Here is a 14,634-nt window from a genome sequence, read left to right as displayed (position 1 = left end):
AGTAACCCAACGATATCACGAGTCGCGCCTGGAGGTCAGTGGGCTACCTCTCACACCGGGCGCCGCCGCAGAAATCGGGCGAGCAGCAGCACGAGCAACCCCGCCGTCAGCGCCGCCGCCGCGGCCGGCAGCGTCCAGCCTGCGCCTTTCGTGGCAAGCGCAACCAGCAGCCAGCCGAGCCCACCCCAGCAGAGGCTGCTGACCAGTTCCAGCATCGTACACAGGAAATTCTCTTTGCCGCGCGTCTTGAAATCGCTGCGTGGCGCGGGGCGGCCCGTCCATTGCACGATCAGGCCGGCACTCAGCACGGCCGCGCAGACCGTGAACGCGACGAGCAGGCCGGTCAGCGGGGTGCGCACGACGAGCCACAGCAGCGGCAGCGCGACGAGCAGCAGGGCCGGCATCGTCGCGGCCGCCAGCTTGGCCAGTTGCAGCGTGCGGCGCGGTGCCGGGGCGGACAGCAGCAGGTCGGGCGCATCCTCGGCCGAGATCACGATCCAGGCGAGACTGCCCGTCAACGAACTGCACAGCAGCGTGAGGCCGGCGCCCAGCGCGGGGCCGGCCGAATCGCCGCGCATGATGAGGAACAGCAGCGGCACGAGATAGATCAGCTGCAGCAGCACCTGGGCGATCAGGTGCGGGTCGCGCGCGATCAGGCGCCATTCCTTGATGACGACCGTGTCGAACAGGCTGCCGCGGAAACGGAAGCGCAGCGCGCCGGCGGGACGGGCACGCACGCGGCCCATGCCGGCCGCCTGCTGCAGGCCGTGCACGAAGAAGCGGTGCGTGCGGGCCAGCGTCAGCGCGAACGCAAGCGCCGCCAGCAGGACGGCGCCCAGCAGCGGCAGCGGCGCACCGAGGACGGCGCGTCCGGGCAGCCACAACGCGCTGTCCGGCCCGAACAGGGACTGGTGCGTCATCATCTCCATGATGCGCGGCCCGACGTTCGCGTCATGGCGCGTGAAGTTATACAGCTGCGACAGCAGGAAGATCAGCGCGCCCGCGATGGCGCCCAGCACCTGCGCGACCACGCGCGTGCGGCGCGCGCCCAGCACGCGCACGAGGGCGAGCGTCAGCAGCATGCCGGCGCAGGCCATCAGCGTCGCGCAGGAGCATATCGTCACGTACAGGCCGAGCCAGCCCGGATGGCCCAGCACCAGCGCGACGTTGGCGAACGGGCCGGCCAGGTACACGTAAGGCAGGGCGGTGACGGCCGCGATGCCGAGCAGGCGCACGGCGAAGATGCTGCGCGAGGGCAGGGGAGAGGACAGCAGCAGATCCAGGTCGCCGCGTTCGAACAGCGCCAGCACGCAGGCCCGCAGGCTGCTCGACAGCATGAAGGTCGAGCACACGATCACCACCAGGCTGATGGGGATGGCCAGCAGCGGATCGCCCCTGCCGCCGGGCCCCAGGGCATGCAGCAGCGCGAATGCGATCGCGTGCAGCCCGACGAATCCGACCGCCCAGACGGCGATGCTGCCCCAGCCCGGACGGCGCTTGCCGCCCTTGTTGATGGTCGCGCCATACCAGGCCAGGCGCAGTTCGTGGCCCAGCAGCCAGCGGATGCTTCCTGGCGCGGCACTCACCCTGGCTGCCCTTCGGTCAGGTGCAGGAACACGTCTTCCAGGCTGCCGCCCTGTGTGCGTTCGCGCAGTTCGGCCAGCGTGCCCTCGGCGATCAGGCGGCCCTGGCGGATGATGCCGATGCGCTGCGCGAGACGTTCCGCCACTTCCAGGATGTGCGTCGTCAGGATCACGGTACCGCCCTGCTCGACGTGCGACACGAGCAGGTCTTTGACCTGGCGCGCGGCGGCCGCATCGAGGCCGGTCAGCGGTTCGTCCAGGATCAGGAGCTCGGGTTCGTGGATCAGCGCACCGGCCAGCGCCAGCTTCTGCTTCATCCCGCGCGAAAACCCTTCCGTCAGTTCGTGCGCGTGCTTCGTGAGGTCGAGCCAGTCGAGCAGGCGGCGTGCGCGCGGTTCGGCGTCCTGCGCGCGGATGCCCCACAGTCCCGCGACGAATTCCAGGTATTCCGTCGGCTTCAGTTTCCCGTACAGCAGCGGGTCGTCCGGCAGGTAGGCCATGCCGCGCTTGGCGCCGGCGGGGTCGCGCGCGAGGTCGATGCCGAGCACCTCGACGCCGCCCGCATCCGGCGCCAGCAGGCCGGTCACCATGCGCAAGGTCGTCGTCTTGCCGGCGCCGTTGGGGCCCAGCAGCGCATACAGTTCGCCGCGCCGTACGGTCAGGTCGAGGCCGTCGACGGCGGGACGGCCGAAGGATTTGCGCAGGCCGGACAGGCGCAGGGCAGGGGGCTCGACGTTCATGTCAGGGCAGTTTGAAAGAGGTGATGAACTGTTCGACCTGTTCGGCGGGCAGCGCATCCGCCTTGCCGATCGCGATGACCTGGTAGAAGCGCTTGCCGCGCGCCTCGAAGTGGCCGACGAGGTGCATCGTCGCGCCGTTGCTCGTGCCGCTGGCGTCGACGTCGCGCGTGGCGCGGCCGTTGTTGTCGACCGTCGTGTCTTGGCTCGTGACGGTTGCGCCGATGTTGCGCACCAGCGCGACCTGCATCGCTTCCAGCGCGGCCTGGGCGCGCGCCGCGTCCGGCGCTTCGGCCGCGCCGACGGCGAACGTCGCGCCGTCGACCTCGGCCGCCGTCATCGTCATCGCAACCTGCATGCCGTCCAGGTCGATGGTGCGCGTGAACGTCGCCGGTTTCGCCGGGAACATGACGCGGTAAGGCGCGTCCGGGCTCGCATAGTCGCGCCAGTTGTACTTGGGGGAGCATCCCGCCAGAAGCAGGCACAGCGCGGCCGTGGAGGCCGCGTAGAGTCGTCTTGTCATGACGACATGGTAACAGGGCCGGCCCGTTCAGGCGACCGGGATCGGGTTCTCCGCGATGTGCGTATTGAACTCGGTGACCAGCTTGTGCTCGTCCGGTCCCGCGTTGTTGCGCAGCGGGACGGCGATGTCCACCAGCGCTTCTTCACGGTCCGATGCGAGCGCCTGCATGGTCTGGGCGATGAAGGCGTCCAGTGGCATGGCGCGCGGGTCGTCGCCCTTGTGGATCAGGTCGGTGTTGACCCACGGCGGCGCGATTTCCTGCACCGTGACGCCGGTAGCGCGCAGCATGAAGCGCAGCGACAGCGTGTACGAGTGCAGGGCGGCCTTGGTGGCCGAGTACACCGCGTTCGTGGCGATTGGCACATAGGCCAGCACCGACGTGTTGTTGATGATCGTCGCGCGCGGCTGCTTCTTCAGGTGGCCGACGAGGGCGGACGTCATGCGGACCGGACCGAGCAGGTTCGTCTCGATGGTCGACACGGCCGTGGCGTCGTCGATGGTGCCGGACGGATCGTCGAACGGCATGATCCCGGCATTGTTGACGAGGACATTCAGCGTCGGATAGTCGGCGATCAGGGCCGCGGCGGCGCGATCAATGCTGGCCGGATCGGCGATGTCCAGCTCGATGGCGCGCATGCCCGGGTTGGCGCGCGTCACCTCGTCCAGCAGGGCCTTGCGGCGGCCGCCGATGATGACCTGGTTGCCCAGCTTGTGGAAGGCTTCCGCCAGGCCACGGCCGATGCCCGAGGTACCGCCGGTGATGAAGATGGTATTGTTCGTCAGTTGCATGGTGATTCTCCGCTTTCGTTATCAGGGGTGTGGAAGATGTTGTCTTCTGGGATCTATGTTGGCGCAAACATGTTTGACCTGGACGACAAATAACCCTCGAATTCGGACGAAGTGTGCGTATGCACATATATTCGGAAGCCTATCTACTTTGTCAGTTGTTTTTGGTTGGACCGGCGCGGTTGTCGTATGATTACCATCATGCACTGCAGCAGACGCTGTGGCGCCGGACTCTCCGGCGAACCTGATCATCACTGAGGACAACATGAAACGCAGAATCGGACTCTTGCTGCCACCCGGCTTCCAGGTCCTGGATCTCATGGCGACGACGGTCTACGAACTGGCCAATACCTTGCTGGAAGAATCCATGTACGAGGTCACGATGCTGTCGGAGCACGGCGGCGCCATGACCAGTTCCTCGGGCATCAGCGTGCTCACGGAAGCCGTCACGCGCTACGACTACGACACCCTGCTGGTGGCGGGGCAGATGGCGCCGCGACGTCCGTCGTCGCCGGGCTTCGTCGAGATCCTGCGCCAGGCCGGCGTGCAGTCGCGCCGCGTGGGCAGCATCTGCACGGGCGCCTTCCTGCTGGCCGAGGCGGGCCTGCTGGACGGCAAGCGCGCCACCACCCACTGGTCGCTGGCGCGCGACCTGCAGCGCATGTACCCGAAGGTGCGCGTCGAGGAAGACCGCATCTTCATCAACGAGGGCAAGGTGTGGTCGTCGGCCGGCATGACGGCCTGCGTCGACCTGTGCCTGGCCCTCGTCGAGAGCGACCACGGCATCGAACTGTCGCGCAACATCGCCCGCAAGCTGGTTGTCTACCACCGCCGCAGCGGCGGCCAGTCGCAGTTCTCCGCGCTGCTGGAACTGGAACCGAAGTCCGACCGCATCCAGCAGGCGCTGTCGTACGCCAAGCGTCACCTGCGCAAGCCGCTGTCCGTGGACGAGCTGGCCGAAGCGGCCAACCTGAGCACGCGCCAGTTCAGCCGCACGTTCCGCATCGAGACGGGCCAGTCGCCGGCCCGTGCGATCGAGGTGCTGCGCGTGGAAGCGGCGCGCGCCATGATCGAGGGCAGCAACCACTCGATCGACGTCGTCGCGCGCGAGACGGGCTTTTCCGATCCCGAGCGCATGCGCCGCGCCTTCCTGCGCGCCTTCGGCCAGCCGCCCCAGGCCATCAAGCGCGCCGCGCGCGAACAGCAGACCACCGGTCTCAGCTGATCCTTCAGCTGATCCTTCGATAGGGATTCGATGGCCTGAATCGAGGGTGATTGGACCCACGCTTCGTCCTCCGTTCTGAAAAGATGCCTGCATCAGGCAACCAGAACGGAGTCGACGATGTCCACCGAGCCCACCTCCCTGCCCAAAGGCCTTTTATATACGCTGGCGCTGGGCACCTTCGCCATCGGTACCGAAAGCTTCATGATCGCGGGCCTGCTGCCGCGCATCGCGTCCGACCTGGCCGTGACCGTGACGCAGGCCGGCCTGCTCGTGACGGCCTTCGCATTGACCTATGCCATCGGCGGGCCGCTGCTGGCCATCTTCACGAGCGGCTGGCCGCGCCGCACCGTGCTGGTCGGCGGCATGGCCGCTTTTGCCCTCGGCAACGCGCTTGCCTATGCCAGCCATGATTACCTCGGCCTGCTGAGCGCCCGCGTGCTGCTGGCGCTCACGGCCGGCCTGTACACCCCCAGCGCCAACGCCCTCGCCAGCGCCATCGCGCCTCCGGCGCAGCGGGGCCGTGCGCTGGCCATCGTCAGCGGCGGCTTGACCATTGCGATCGTGGCCGGGGTACCGCTCGGGACGCTGCTCGGCACGCATCTCGGCTGGCGCGCGACGTTCGGCGCCGTGGCCCTGCTGGCCGCGTTCGCCGCCGCGGCACTCGCCATCGGTCTGCCCAGGTCGCTCGGTGAAGGCAGCAAGCCCGTCAGCCTGGAAGCGCGCCTGGACGCCGCCCGCCTGCCCGGCGTGCTGCCGACGCTCGTCGTGACCCTGCTGTGGGGCACCGGCACCTATGCGGTGCTGACCTACCTGGCGCCGTACCTGAAACGCGTGGCGGACATGCCGGCCGAGGGGATGAGCGGCATCCTGCTGCTATGGGGCGTCGCTGCGGCCGTCGGACTGGCGCTCGGTGGACGGGCGACTGACCGCTTCGGATCCTTTAACGTGGTCGTGCCCGCGCTGCTGCTGCTGGCCGCGGCGTTCTACTACCTCGCCGCGATGGCCGGCTTCGGCCACTGGCCGCTCGGCCTGCTGCTGCCGGGCGTCGTGCTGTGGGGCCTGGCCACGTGGGGCTTTTATCCGGCCCAGCAGAACAGCCTCGTCAACCGCAGCGGCGTGGCGCTGGCGCCCGTCGTGCTGTCGCTGAACGCGTCGTTCCAGTACGCCGGTTTTTCGCTGGGCGCGCTCGCGGGCGGGTTCGCGGTGGCGCATGCGTCGCCGGGTGTCGTGGGTTGGGTCGGCGGCAGTTTCGAGGTGCTGGCGCTGGTGCTCGTGGTCGTCATCGAGCGGCGCGGGGCGGCTCGCCGCCTAGTGGTCGCGTAACCCTCGCCGATACTGGATCGCCTCCGCCACGTGCTGGGCGTTGACCGTATCGAGACCGGCCAGATCGGCGATCGTGCGCGCCACCTTCAGTACCCGGTGATAGGCGCGTGCCGACCAGTGCAGGTGCTGCATGGCGTCGCCCAGCAGGCGTTCGGCGGCGGTGTCGAGGTGGCAGTGGCGGTCGATCTCGCGCGTCGTCAGCTTCTGGTTGGCCTTGCCCTGGCGAGATAACTGGCGCGCGTGCGCCTGTGCGACGCGCGCGGCGATGGCGGCGCTCGGTTCGCCGTCGGCCAGTTGCGCCATCGTGTCCGGCGTCATGGCCGCCACCGGCACCTGGATGTCGATGCGGTCGAGGAGGGGGCCGGAGATGCGGTCCTGGTAGCGCTGCACGGCGTCCGGTGTGCAGCGGCACTTGCCCGATGGGTGACCGAGCCAGCCGCACGGGCAGGGATTCATCGCGGCGATCAATTGAAAACTGGCGGGGAAGTCGGCCTGGCGCGCGGCGCGCGAGATCGTGATGGCGCCCGTTTCCAGCGGTTCGCGCAGCACTTCCAGCACCTTGCGGTCGAACTCCGGCAGTTCGTCGAGGAACAGCACGCCATGGTGGGCCAGCGAAATCTCTCCGGGGCGCGGACCCTGTCCGCCGCCGACGAGGGCCACGCCGGAACTCGTGTGGTGCGGATTGCGGAACGGCCGTTTTCGCCAGCGCTCGATGGCGAAGCTGCCCGCGAGCGACTGGATCGCGGCCGTCTCCAGTGCGTCCTCCTCGCGCAGCGGCGGCAGCAGGCCGGGGAAGCGCGAGGCGAGCATGCTCTTGCCGGCGCCCGGCGGCCCGACCAGCAGCACGGAATGCAGGCCCGCTGCCGCCACCTCGAGCGCGCGCTTGACCTGTTGCTGGCCTTTGACGTCCGCGAAGTCCGGGTACACGGGCGGCGCGTCGGACGGCGCGGGGCGGTAGCGCGCAAGCCGCGTCTCGTCGGACTTCGCGGCGAAGTGCGCGCACACCTCCAGCAGCGAGCGGGCAGGGTAGATGACGGCGTCCGTCACGAGGGCCGCCTCGTCCGCGTTCGCCCACGGCAGCACGAAGGCGCGCGCGAACGCATCCTCGTGGGCGTGTTGACGCAGCATCGCGAAACTCATCGCCAGCGCACCGCGCACGGGGCGCAGTTCGCCCGACAGCGACAGCTCGCCGGCGAATTCGTAGCCGTCCAGCGCGCTGGACGGGATCTGGTCCGACGCCGCGAGGATGCCCAGCGCGATCGGCAGATCGAACCTGCCGGATTCCTTGGGCAGTTCGGCCGGCGCGAGGTTGATCGTGATGCGCCGGCTCGGCACCTCGAAGCCCGAGTTCTGCAGCGCGGCGCGCACGCGGTCTTTCGATTCGCGCACCTCGGCGTCCGCCAACCCCACGATATTCATGGCCGGTAATCCATTGGCCAGGTGGACTTCGACGCTGACGGCAGGGGCTTCCATGCCGGCCAGGGCGCGGCTTCTGAGGACGGCGAGGCTCATCGGGCTCCTTCGACGGTGGGCGAGGCCTCATCTTAGGCAAGCGGAGCCGACGCCTGTTGAGAGGGGACAGTCGTACGTACCGAACTTTTTTCGCGTCGGGTCTGGTAATGTAGCGGGCTCCGCCTTCTCCTATCCACGCATGCCCCGACTGATACTGACCCTGCTTGCCCTCGCGGTCCTGTTCTGCCTGTTGTGCGGACCCGTGACGTGGGTCGCGCTGCGCCTGTGGAAGCGTGGGGATCTCGAGGCGTTCCGGCCGCTGCGGGCCGTGTGGATCGCGCAGGTGGCGCTGGCGTCTGCGCTGGTCTTTGCTGCGGACAGTCTCGGGTCGGCCAATCCGATGGGCTGGATGGTGGCGATCGTGTTCGCGGTCAGCCTGGGTGGGGCGGCCGTGTTCGCGCTGTGGCGGATGATGGCGCGGGCGAAGGTGCGGATGAGGGTGCGCGGCCGCCCGTAAGCGTCAAGCCTTGGCGTCGGTGGCGGCCAGCTTCGCTTCCAGTTCCGCCACGCGCAGTTCCAGTGCCTCCAGCTTGGCGCGCGTCTTGGCCAGCACTTGCGCCTGGATGTCGAATTCTTCGCGCGTCACGAGGTCCAGCTTCGAAAAGCCTTGGGTCATCATCGCCTTCACGTTGCGCTCGATGTCCTTGGCGGGCGAGTTTTCGAACGCCTCGTTGATCTTGCCCTGCAAATCATTGAAAAAATTGTTCATTTCACACTAGTCCTTGAGTCGGCGTGCCGCACCAAGACGGTGCGTACATACCTGATTTGGTGCGTGCACCGCGACGGCGCACGCGCCCTGGTCCCGTTTGTTTTTTGAAATTTAAAAACTGGGGGCGGAAGGGGCGAAAAACAAGCGGGAACCCGCCCGGAATGGGGTGGCACGCATCCTGCTAATCAACCATTAACCATAACGAGGTCGCAATCCCGGATTGTAAACCGCAACCCAAGAATATGTTCAACTAAAGGGAGTGTCGTATGAAGCGTCGTAACAGCAACTGGTCCCACGCCGCAGTACTCGCAGCAAGCCTGTGGAGCCTTCATATCGGGCTGGCCGGCGCCGAGGAGCAGAAGCCGGACAATGAAGTGAGTTTCAACGCGGCGGTCACGAGCGATTATCGCTACCGCGGCATTTCCCAGTCCCGTCTCGACCCCGCACTGCAGGGCGGTGCCGACTACACGCACAACCCGACCGGCCTGTACGCGGGCACCTGGCTGTCCACCATCAAGTGGACCAAGGACCTGGGCGGCAGCGGCGACGTCGAGTGGGATCTGTACGGCGGCAAGCGCGGCAACCTCACGAGCGACATCACCTATGACGTGGGCGGCCTGTACTACTTCTACCCGAGCAACGGCCTGCATCCGAACGTCAACACGTTCGAACTGTACGGCCAGCTCGGTTTCGGCCCGGCGTACGTCAAGTACTCGCATTCGCTGACGAACCTGTTCGGCACCGCCGACAGCAAGGGCAGCGGCTACCTGGACATCGGCGCCAACGTCGACGTCGGCAGCGGCTTCACGCTGAACCTGCACGCCGGCCGCCAGAACGTGCGCCACAACGGTTCGTTCTCGTACACCGACTACAAGCTCGGCGTCACCAAGGACCTGGGCATCTGCTCCGTGGCCCTGTCCTGGATCAAGGCCGACACCAGCGCGTACCTGAGCCCGTCCGCGGAAAACCTGGGCAAGTCCGCGGCCCTGCTCACTGTTTCAAAAACTTTCTGAAGAGGCAATCACATGAAAATGATCACCGCCATCATCAAACCCTTCAAGCTCGACGAGGTACGTGAAGCCCTCTCCGAGATCAACGTCCAGGGTATCACCGTGACGGAAGTGAAGGGTTTCGGTCGCCAGAAGGGCCATACCGAGCTCTATCGTGGTGCGGAATATGTCGTCGATTTCCTGCCGAAGACCAAGATCGAGGCAGCGGTCGACGATGCCATCGTCGACCAGGTGATCGACACCATCCAGAGCGCCGCGCGCACGGGCAAGATCGGCGACGGCAAAATTTTCGTCTCCAACCTGGAGCAGGTAGTCCGTATCCGTACCGGCGAGACCGGCAACGAAGCGCTGTAAGGGGAATCCGATGATCCACACCATTACAAAACTGATCGCAGGCGTATCCGTCGCCGTGGCGCTGGCCGCAGCCGCCCCGGCCATGGCCCAGGATGCCGCCAAGCCCGCTGCGGAAGCTGCAGCACCGGCAGCCGCACCGGCCGCCAGCGCACCGGTCGCCGCTGCACCGGCCGCCCCGGCAGCCGCTGCCGCCGCCGCACCGGAAGCTGCCGCAGCACCGGCTGCCGCAGCGCCGGCTGCCGCACCGACTCCGCAGAAGGGCGATACCGCCTGGATGATGGTCGCCACGCTGCTGGTGATCATGATGACGATCCCGGGCCTGGCCCTGTTCTACGGCGGCCTGGTCCGTTCGAAGAACATGCTGTCCGTGCTGCTGCAGGTGTTCATGATCTTCGCGGTCATCATCGTCCTGTGGTGCGTGTACGGCTACTCGCTGGCGTTCACCGAGAAGACCGCGTTCATCGGCGGCTTCGACCGCCTGTTCCTGAACGGGATCTGGGATCCGGTCAAGGGGGCGTTCACGACCGCGGCCACGTTCAGCAAGGGCGTCGTCATCCCCGAGTTCGTCTACGTGGCGTTCCAGGGCACGTTCGCGGCCATCACCTGCGGCCTGATCGTCGGCGCGTTCGCCGAGCGCGTCCGCTTCTCCGCCGTGCTGCTGTTCGTCGTGCTGTGGTTCACGTTCGGCTACCTGCCGGTCGCCCACATGGTCTGGTTCTGGACCGGTCCGGATGCCATCACCGCCGCCACCCTCGACGCCGAGACCGCCAAGGCCGGCTGGCTGTTCCAGAAGGGCGCCCTCGACTTCGCGGGCGGCACCGTGGTGCACATCAATGCCGCTATCGCCGGCCTCGTCGGTGCGATCCTGATCGGCAAGCGCGTCGGCTACGGCCGTGAATCGATGGCGCCGCACTCGCTGACCATGACCATGATCGGCGCCTCGCTGCTGTGGGTGGGCTGGTTCGGTTTCAACGCCGGTTCGGCCCTGGAAGCAGGCGACATCGCCGCGCTGGCCTTCATCAACACCCTGCTGGCCACCGCCGCCGCCACCGTGTCGTGGGTCTTCGGCGAGTGGATCACCAAGGGCAAGCCGTCGATGCTGGGCGGTGCCTCGGGTGCCGTCGCCGGCCTCGTCGCCATCACCCCGGCCTGCGGCTTCGTCGGTCCGATGGGCGGCCTGGTCATCGGCCTCGTCGCCGGCATCGTCTGCCTGTGGGGCGTGAACGGCCTGAAGCGCATGATCGGCGCCGACGACTCGCTGGACGTGTTCGGCGTCCACGGCGTGGGCGGCATCCTGGGCGCGCTGCTGACCGGCGTGTTCGCGGCACCGCAACTGGGCGGCCAGGGCATCTTCGACTACGTCGCCAACAAGATGTCCGCCGACCCGTACTCGATCGGCCACCAGGTCCTCGTGCAGGCGGAAGCCGTCGGCACCACCATCGTGTGGTCGGCCGTCGTCTCGTTCATCGCCTACAAGATCGTCGACGTCGTCGTCGGCCTGCGCGTCCCGGAGGAAGAGGAACGCGAAGGCCTGGACATCACGAGCCACGGCGAGCAGGCTTACCACTCCTGATTGCCAGGATTGCAATATGCGAAAGCGCCCTCCGGGGCGCTTTTTTTATTTCTAAATTGCATAAAGGGCTTTAAAAAACGTTCGAACACCCCAATCTCGGCTTACCATATCGCCAAGAAGCCCGAAGGACGTCATTTTTATGGTTCCCCACCTTGCCACCGCCGTGACCGGTCCCCTGCTGGACCTGGAAAAGAAGATCCTCGAAGCCACGCCCGCGATCGAACGCTGGTTCCGCCTCGAGTGGCAGGAGCATACGCCACCGTTCTACTGCTCGGTGGACCTGCGCAATGCCGGCTACAAGCTGGCGCCGGTGGACACGAACCTGTTCCCGGGCGGCTTCAACAACCTGTCGACGGAGATGCTGCCGCTGACGGTGCAGGCCGCCATGGCCGCGATCGACAAGTATTGCCCGGACGCCCGCAACCTGCTGCTGATCCCGGAAAGCCATACGCGCAATCCGTACTATCTGCAGAACGTGCAGCGCCTGATGCAGATCTTCCGCCAGACGGGCCTGCACGTGCGCCTGGGCTCGCTGTCGCCCGAGGTGACGGAGCCGACGCCGCTCGCGCTCCCGGACGGGAACATGCTGGTCGTGGAACCGCTCGTGCGCTCGCCCAACGGCCGCCGCGTGGGCCTGGCCGACTTCGATCCGTGCACGATCCTGCTGAATAACGACCTGTCCGCGGGCATTCCGAGCATCCTGGAAAACGTCCACGAGCAATCGCTGCTGCCGCCGCTGCACGCGGGCTGGGCCGTGCGCCGCAAGAGCAACCACTTCAAGGCCTTCGACGAGGTCGCGAAGAAGTTCGGCAAGCTGATCGACATCGACCCGTGGCTCGTGAACCCACTGCACAGCAAATGCGGCGAGGTCAATTTCCAGGAAGACGTCGGCATGGAGTGCCTGGCCGATAACGTCTCTGCACTGCTGTCGAAGATCAAGAAGAAGTACAAGGAATACGGGATGAAGGACCAGAAACCCTTCGTCATCGTGAAGCCGGATGCCGGCACGTACGGCATGGGCATCATGACCGTCAAGGATGCGAGCGAGGTCAAGGACCTGAACCGCAAGCAGCGCAACAAGATGTCGGTCATCAAGGATGGCGTTACCGTCACCGACGTGATGATCCAGGAAGGCGTGCCCACGTTCGAGTCGATCAACGACGCGGTGGCGGAGCCGGTCGTGTACATGATCGACCGCTACGTCGTCGGCGGCTTCTACCGCGTGCACGCGGAGCGCGGCGTCGACCAGAACCTGAACGCGCCGGGCTCGCAATACGTGCCGCTCGCGTTTGCGCAGCAGCACGCCGTGCCGGACCTGAAGGCCAAGCCGGGGACCGCCGCGCCGAACCGCTTCTATGTGTATGGCGTGGTGGCGCGTCTCGCGTTGCTGGCGGCGTCGCTGGAACTGGAGCGCACGGACCCGGATCCGGAGATCTACTGATTCACCCCATCCGGTCCGTCTCCGGTTTGCGCGCCATGTAGATGAAGTGGGAGCGCAGCGGCGGCAGCAGTGTCGCCAGCGCTTCCGGGATCAGCCAGGGCAGGGCGGCCAGCGTGCGGCCCAGGGACGGCGCGAGGACCAGCGTGCGGTAGTGGCGGCTGGCGGCGGGCCAGAAGCGCAGCAGTTCGACATCCGTCACCTTGCGCACGTGGGCATTGCGCGCGCTGCCATAGCGGACGTCGAAGATCATCGTCCAGCCGCCCGGACGCAGCACGCGCCACATCTCGGCGGCCAGGCCGCGCCGCAGGTCTTCGTCCAGGAGCGCGGAAAATACGGTATGCGCACTCACGAGGTCCATGCTCGCGTCGGGAAAGACGTCGAGCTGGCCCAGGTGCCAGCGCACGCCGGGTGCCGTGCGGCTTCGCGCCTGTTCCAGCCGGTCCGGCTGCAGTTCCGTGCCGGCGAGGTGGGACGGCGTGGCGCCCCAGTCGATCAGCTGGCGCAGGAAGCCGCCGCTGCCGCAGCCGACGTCCAGTGCGCGCACGGCGGACAGGTCGCGCCCCACCGTCAGCGGCAGCAGGTCGGCCAGCACGCGTGCCCGCGCCGCCCCCTGGCGGACGATGTCGGGCCGGTGCCAGGCGTGTTTCGCCAGCGCGGCGCCGCCAGTCCATTGGCGATAGACCTGGTTGATGCGTTCCTGCTCGGCTTGGTCGCTCATAGTGCCCTCCTGCGTCGCATCTTCCCAACTGGTCCAGCGGCACGTTTGACGGTTCGCAAATGCAGATTGAATAGATGACTTTTTGCCAACAGGAAGATGCCCCGGTAACTCGTCCGCCGGACGCGGCCGCCTTTCCGCGAACATCGGCATTTCCGGCTAAAATCGTGGCATTGCCTCCATTGGGACCATCATGAAAATCGCTTTTCTCGCCGATCCGCTGTCCGGCTTCAAAATCTACAAGGACTCGACGTTCGCGATGATGCGCGAAGCGGCGCGGCGCGGCCACCGGATCCATGCCTTCGAACAGCGCCACCTGGTGCTGGAAGAGGGCGTCGTGACGGCCGAGGCCACCGAGATCCAGCTGACCGGCGACCCGGACGACTGGTACCGCGAAGGCGACACCGATACCGTGCCCCTGTCGGCGTTCGACGCCGTCATCCAGCGCAAGGACCCGCCGTTCGACATGGAATACGTGTACGGCACCTATCTGCTGGAACTGGCCGAGCGCCAGGGCGCGCGCGTGTTCAACAAACCCTCGGCGATCCGCGACCATAACGAGAAGCTGTCCATCGCCCAGTTCAGCCAGTTCACCTCGCCCACGCTCGTGTCGTCGTCCGGCACCCGCCTGCGGGCCTTCCACGCCGAACACGGCGACGTGATCTTCAAGCCGCTGGACGGCATGGGCGGCGCCGGCATCTTCCGCGTCAAGGACGACGGCCTGAACCTCGGCTCCATCATCGAGACGCTGACGGAAAACGGCGCGCGCACGATCATGGCGCAGAAATACATTCCCGCCATCGTCAAGGGCGACAAGCGCGTGCTCGTCATCGACGGCAAGCCGGTCCCGTTTTCGCTGGCGCGCATTCCGCAGGCTGGAGAAGTGCGCGGCAACCTGGCGGCAGGCGGCACCGGCGTCGCGCAGCCACTGACCGAGCGCGACCGCGAGATCGCCGAAAGTCTCGGCCCGATTCTGGCGGCGCGTGGCCTGTTGCTGGTAGGATTGGACGTGATCGGCGATTTCCTGACCGAGGTGAATGTCACCAGCCCCACATGTTTCCAGGAGATCACCGACCAGACCGGTTTCGACGTCGCGGCGATGTTCATCGACGCCGTCGAGAAACGGGTAACAGGAAACTAAAA

15 protein-coding genes are annotated in these 14,634 nt (G+C 66.7%); 8 read left to right on the top strand and 7 right to left on the bottom strand.

The window, feature by feature from the left end:
• Positions 1–50: 50 nt before the first annotated feature.
• The 4 genes from P0M04_RS04810 to P0M04_RS04795 are packed head-to-tail and all read right to left on the bottom strand — an operon-like array spanning position 51 to position 3,632.
• Positions 51–1,586: a hypothetical protein gene (locus P0M04_RS04810; RefSeq protein WP_259448510.1), complete on the bottom strand. Its 1,536-nt coding sequence runs from the start codon at positions 1,584–1,586 to the stop codon at positions 51–53.
• Positions 1,583–2,323: an ABC transporter ATP-binding protein gene (locus P0M04_RS04805; RefSeq protein WP_259448511.1), complete on the bottom strand. Its 741-nt coding sequence runs from the start codon at positions 2,321–2,323 to the stop codon at positions 1,583–1,585. Before P0M04_RS04805 ends, P0M04_RS04810 begins: the two co-directional genes overlap by 4 nt.
• 1 nt (position 2,324) lies before the next feature.
• On the bottom strand, positions 2,325–2,843 hold the full coding sequence (locus P0M04_RS04800; protein ID WP_259448512.1) for a hypothetical protein: 519 nt from the start codon (positions 2,841–2,843) through the stop codon (positions 2,325–2,327).
• 27 nt (positions 2,844–2,870) lie between these two features.
• Complete coding sequence (locus P0M04_RS04795) at positions 2,871–3,632, bottom strand: SDR family oxidoreductase (RefSeq protein WP_259448513.1); 762 nt, start codon at positions 3,630–3,632, stop codon at positions 2,871–2,873.
• Between the two features lie 262 nt (positions 3,633–3,894).
• Here P0M04_RS04795 and P0M04_RS04790 point away from each other — a divergent pair, with 262 nt between their 5' ends.
• Together P0M04_RS04790 and P0M04_RS04785 are read left to right on the top strand one after the other, a co-directional pair.
• A complete protein-coding gene (locus P0M04_RS04790) occupies positions 3,895–4,854 on the top strand; it encodes a GlxA family transcriptional regulator (RefSeq protein ID WP_259448514.1) in 960 nt (319 codons plus the stop codon).
• Positions 4,855–4,971: 117 nt separating this feature from the next.
• Positions 4,972–6,177 carry an MFS transporter gene (locus P0M04_RS04785; RefSeq protein ID WP_259448515.1) on the top strand — a complete coding sequence of 402 codons (1,206 nt, stop codon included), beginning with the start codon at positions 4,972–4,974 and terminating at the stop codon, positions 6,175–6,177.
• Here P0M04_RS04785 and P0M04_RS04780 read toward each other — a convergent pair.
• Positions 6,163–7,689 (bottom strand): YifB family Mg chelatase-like AAA ATPase, encoded by a 1,527-nt coding sequence (locus tag P0M04_RS04780; protein WP_259448516.1) that lies wholly within the window; start codon positions 7,687–7,689, stop codon positions 6,163–6,165. The two genes, P0M04_RS04785 and P0M04_RS04780, sit on opposite strands and share 15 nt — an antisense overlap.
• Before the next feature lie 139 nt (positions 7,690–7,828).
• On the opposite strand from P0M04_RS04780, the gene P0M04_RS04775 reads away from it, so the two are divergent.
• The gene (locus tag P0M04_RS04775) at positions 7,829–8,146 is read left to right on the top strand and encodes a hypothetical protein (protein WP_259448517.1); all 318 of its coding nucleotides are present in this window, start codon (positions 7,829–7,831) and stop codon (positions 8,144–8,146) included.
• A gap of 3 nt (positions 8,147–8,149) precedes the next feature.
• Here P0M04_RS04775 and P0M04_RS04770 read toward each other — a convergent pair whose 3' ends face one another.
• Positions 8,150–8,398, bottom strand: coding sequence for an accessory factor UbiK family protein (locus P0M04_RS04770; protein WP_025511838.1), 249 nt, complete (start codon positions 8,396–8,398; stop codon positions 8,150–8,152).
• Positions 8,399–8,664: 266 nt separating this feature from the next.
• Here P0M04_RS04770 and P0M04_RS04765 point away from each other — a divergent pair, with 266 nt between their 5' ends.
• From P0M04_RS04765 to gshA, 4 genes are all read left to right on the top strand, one after another.
• On the top strand, positions 8,665–9,411 hold the full coding sequence (locus P0M04_RS04765; protein WP_259448518.1) for a TorF family putative porin: 747 nt from the start codon (positions 8,665–8,667) through the stop codon (positions 9,409–9,411).
• Positions 9,412–9,423: 12 nt separating this feature from the next.
• Positions 9,424–9,762, top strand: coding sequence for a P-II family nitrogen regulator (locus tag P0M04_RS04760; RefSeq protein ID WP_025511601.1), 339 nt, complete (start codon positions 9,424–9,426; stop codon positions 9,760–9,762).
• Positions 9,763–9,772: 10 nt separating this feature from the next.
• Positions 9,773–11,335, top strand: a complete 1,563-nt coding sequence (locus P0M04_RS04755; protein WP_259448519.1) for an ammonium transporter — start codon at positions 9,773–9,775, stop codon at positions 11,333–11,335.
• 139 nt (positions 11,336–11,474) lie between these two features.
• Positions 11,475–12,776: a glutamate--cysteine ligase gene (gene gshA, locus P0M04_RS04750; RefSeq protein WP_025511598.1), complete on the top strand. Its 1,302-nt coding sequence runs from the start codon at positions 11,475–11,477 to the stop codon at positions 12,774–12,776.
• Position 12,777: 1 nt separating this feature from the next.
• Here the strand turns inward: gshA and P0M04_RS04745 are convergent, their stop codons facing one another.
• Positions 12,778–13,494, bottom strand: a complete 717-nt coding sequence (locus P0M04_RS04745; protein ID WP_259448520.1) for a class I SAM-dependent methyltransferase — start codon at positions 13,492–13,494, stop codon at positions 12,778–12,780.
• Between the two features lie 190 nt (positions 13,495–13,684).
• Here P0M04_RS04745 and gshB point away from each other — a divergent pair, with 190 nt between their 5' ends.
• On the top strand, positions 13,685–14,632 hold the full coding sequence (gene gshB, locus P0M04_RS04740; protein ID WP_259448521.1) for a glutathione synthase: 948 nt from the start codon (positions 13,685–13,687) through the stop codon (positions 14,630–14,632).
• Positions 14,633–14,634: the final 2 nt, after the last annotated feature.

Source organism: Telluria mixta (assembly GCF_029223865.1).
In the GTDB taxonomy this organism is placed as follows: Bacteria; Pseudomonadota; Gammaproteobacteria; order Burkholderiales; family Burkholderiaceae_D; genus Telluria; species Telluria mixta.
The sequence above is the reverse complement of the archived record's forward strand: the minus strand, read 5'-3'. Positions and strand labels throughout refer to the sequence as shown.